The organism is Burkholderiales bacterium (assembly GCA_013695435.1).
In the GTDB taxonomy this organism is placed as follows: Bacteria; Pseudomonadota; Gammaproteobacteria; order Burkholderiales; family JACMKV01; genus JACMKV01.
This window is the reverse complement of sequence record JACDAM010000277.1, coordinates 1-3,030: the sequence shown is the minus strand read 5'-3', so window position 1 is coordinate 3,030 and position 3,030 is coordinate 1. Positions and strand designations below refer to the sequence as shown.

Here is a 3,030-nt window from a genome sequence, read left to right as displayed (position 1 = left end):
GCCGTGACGACGGCGCGGCGCTTACCGTTTTCGCGGCTGATCTGGTTGGGGCCCGGCGCGACTTCGAAATTCGCGACCTCGCCTAAAGTCGCATAGCCATTGCGAACGGCGCGGGGCGCCGCGGCGTTTTCCACCGGCGGTAGTTCGATAGGCAGCCGTTTCAACGCGTCGATGTCGGTACGCACGTTTTCCGGCAAGCGCACGATCAGATCGAACCGGCGGTCGCCCTCGAAAATGCTGCCGGCTTCCTTGCCGCCGATCGCGATCGAGATCGCGTTCTGCACTTCCGCCGTGCTGAGTCCGTAGCGCGCCATCTTCCGGCGATCCATTTTGATCGTCAGCACCGGCAGCCCGGTCAGTTGTTCGGCTTTGACATCGGCAGCGCCGGGCACGGTTTCCAGCACCGCCTCGATCTGTTTGCCGAGCGCGCCGAGCGTATCCAGATCGTCGCCGAACACTTTGACCGCGACATCGGCGCGCACGCCGGACAGCAATTCATTGAAGCGCATTTGGATCGGCTGCGTGAACTCGTAATTGTTGCCGGGGATCTGGATGACCGCGGCTTCGAGTGCGGCAACAAAATCTTCCGGCGTGCGATCGGGATCAGGCCATTCCGAGCGCGGCTTCATGATGATGAAGTTGTCGGCGACGCTCGGCGGAACGGGGTCGGTGGCGATTTCGGCGGTGCCGATCTTCGCAAATATTTTGTCGACTTCGGGAAATTCCTTGATCCGCTTTTCGAGCGCGTATTGCATCTCGACCGCCTGGCTGAGACTGGTGCCCGGAATGCGCAGCGCGTGCATCGCGATATCGCCTTCGTTCAGGCTCGGCACGAATTCGCTGCCCATGCGCGTGGCGAGCAGGCCGCCGAGCACGACGGCAGCGATCGCGACCGTCACCGTCAGCGCCGGGTTCGCCAATACCGTTCGCAACGCCGGCGCGTAAAGCTTTTTCGCCCACGCGATGGCGAAGCCTTCCTTCTCTGCCACTTTCCCGGTCAGGAACAGCGCGATCGCGGCCGGAATAAATGTGATCGACAGGATCATCGCGCCGAGCAATGCTGCGACCACAGTGAACGCCATCGGGTAAAACATTTTTCCTTCGACGCCGGTCAGCGTGAAAATCGGCAGGTAGACGACCATGATGATGAGCTGGCCGTAGAGCAGCGGGCGCCGCGCTTCGCGCGATGCATCGAACACTACCGCGAGGCGTTCGGCGCGGGTCAGCACGCGGCCGTGGTGTTTCTGTTCTTCACTCAATCGGCGTACGCAGTTTTCGACGATGACGATCGCGCCATCGACGATGATGCCGAAATCGAGCGCGCCCAGACTCATCAGATTCGCGCTGACTTTGTTCGTGTACATGCCGGTGAATGTGAACAGCATCGACAGCGGAATGATCAGCGCGGTGATCAAGGCCGCGCGGAAATTGCCGAGGAACAAGAACAGCACGGCGATCACCAAGAGTGCGCCCTCGAGCAGATTGGTTTTGACTGTGTTGATCGTTTTATCAACCAGCGTCGAGCGATCGTAAACCGTCTGGGCGATTACGCCTTCAGGCAGGGTTGGAGCAATTTCGGCGAGTTTCGTCGCGACATCCTGCGACACCGTTCGGCTGTTCTCCCCGACCAGCATGAACACGGTACCCAGCACGACCTCTTTGCCGTTTTCGGTCGCGGCGCCGTTGCGCAGTTCCTTGCCCATCAACACTTGCGCGACATCCTTGATGCGCACCGGTACGCCGCGGGAGGCGCCGATGACGATGTCGCGGATTTCATCGAGGTTTGTCACCTGCCCAGGCGCGCGGACCAGGTACTGTTCACCGCTTTTTTCGATATATCCGGCGCCGATATTCGCGTTGTTCTGTTCGAGCGCAGTGACCAGGTCCTGCAAGCTCAAGCCATATTCAATGAGCTTGTCGGGATCGGGCGTGACATGAAACTGCTTGACGAAACCGCCGACCGAATTGACGTCGGTCACGCCTTTTACCGTGCGCAGTTGCGGCCTGATGATCCAGTCCTGCACTTCGCGCAAATCGCTCGGCGTGTACTGCGTGCCATCCGGCTTTTTCGCGTCCGGTTTGGCTTCGACCGTCCACATGAAAATCTCGCCGAGCCCGGTTGCGATTGGCCCCATCGCCGGCTCGACTCCCGCAGGCAAGCGGCCTCTCGCCTCCTGAATGCGCTGGTTGACGAGCTGACCCGCGAAATAGATGTCGGTGCCGTCCTTGAAAATCACCGTCACCTGCGACAAGCCGTAACGCGAGACCGAGCGCGTGTTTTCGAGCTCGGGTAAGCCGGCCATCACGGTTTCAATCGGAAACGTGATGCGCTGCTCGGTTTCCAGTGGCGAGTAGCCGGGCGCCTGCGTATTGATTTGCACCTGCACATTGGTAATGTCGGGCACGGCGTCGATCGGCAATCGCTGATAGTTGTAGACGCCGAGCGCTGCCATGCCGAGCACAAGCAGCAATACCGTCCAGCGCTGCTCGATCGAGAATTTCAGAATGCGTTCGAACATGGTTCTCTCCCTAATGATCGTGCGTGGCGCCGGCCTTGCCAAGCTCGGCCTTGATGGCGAAACTGTTGCCGGCGGCATATGGCTGGCCCGCTGCAAACCCTTCCAGGACCTCGACCATCTTCCCGTCACTGCGCCCCAATTCGAGCGGACGCGCTTCAAGGAATTTGCCGTAACGCCCGAACACCACCGACCAATCGCGCACGGTCTGGATGGCATCGACCGCAACCGCGACCGGAACCTGCGTCTGATCCGCAGTCAATTCGACCTCGACGAATAATCCCGGCCGCCAGAGACCGTCGGGATTTTGCAGGGTGACCCGCGCCGTCGCTGCCCGGGTCTGTTCGCCGACCAGCGAGCCAATGTAAGAAACCGTTCCCGTTGCTACCGATTGCAGGACGCTGGATTTTATGAGCACCGTCTGGCCAGCCTTGATCGCATTCAGGTCCTTCGGATACACCACGAGCTCGGCCCACACGGTGGAAAGATCGGCAATGGTGAAAATGTTGGCGTC

General features: G+C 60.3%; 2 protein-coding genes. Both read right to left on the bottom strand.

Annotation, left to right across the window (positions count from 1 at the left end; all coding sequences use genetic code 11):
• A partial coding sequence (locus H0V78_13730) for a CusA/CzcA family heavy metal efflux RND transporter (GenBank protein MBA2352796.1) occupies positions 1-2,519 on the bottom strand: 2,519 nt, incomplete at its 3' end.
• Positions 2,520-2,529: 10 nt separating this feature from the next.
• Positions 2,530-3,030, bottom strand: a 501-nt coding sequence (locus H0V78_13725; GenBank protein ID MBA2352795.1) for an efflux RND transporter periplasmic adaptor subunit, incomplete at its 5' end; no start/stop codon positions are given.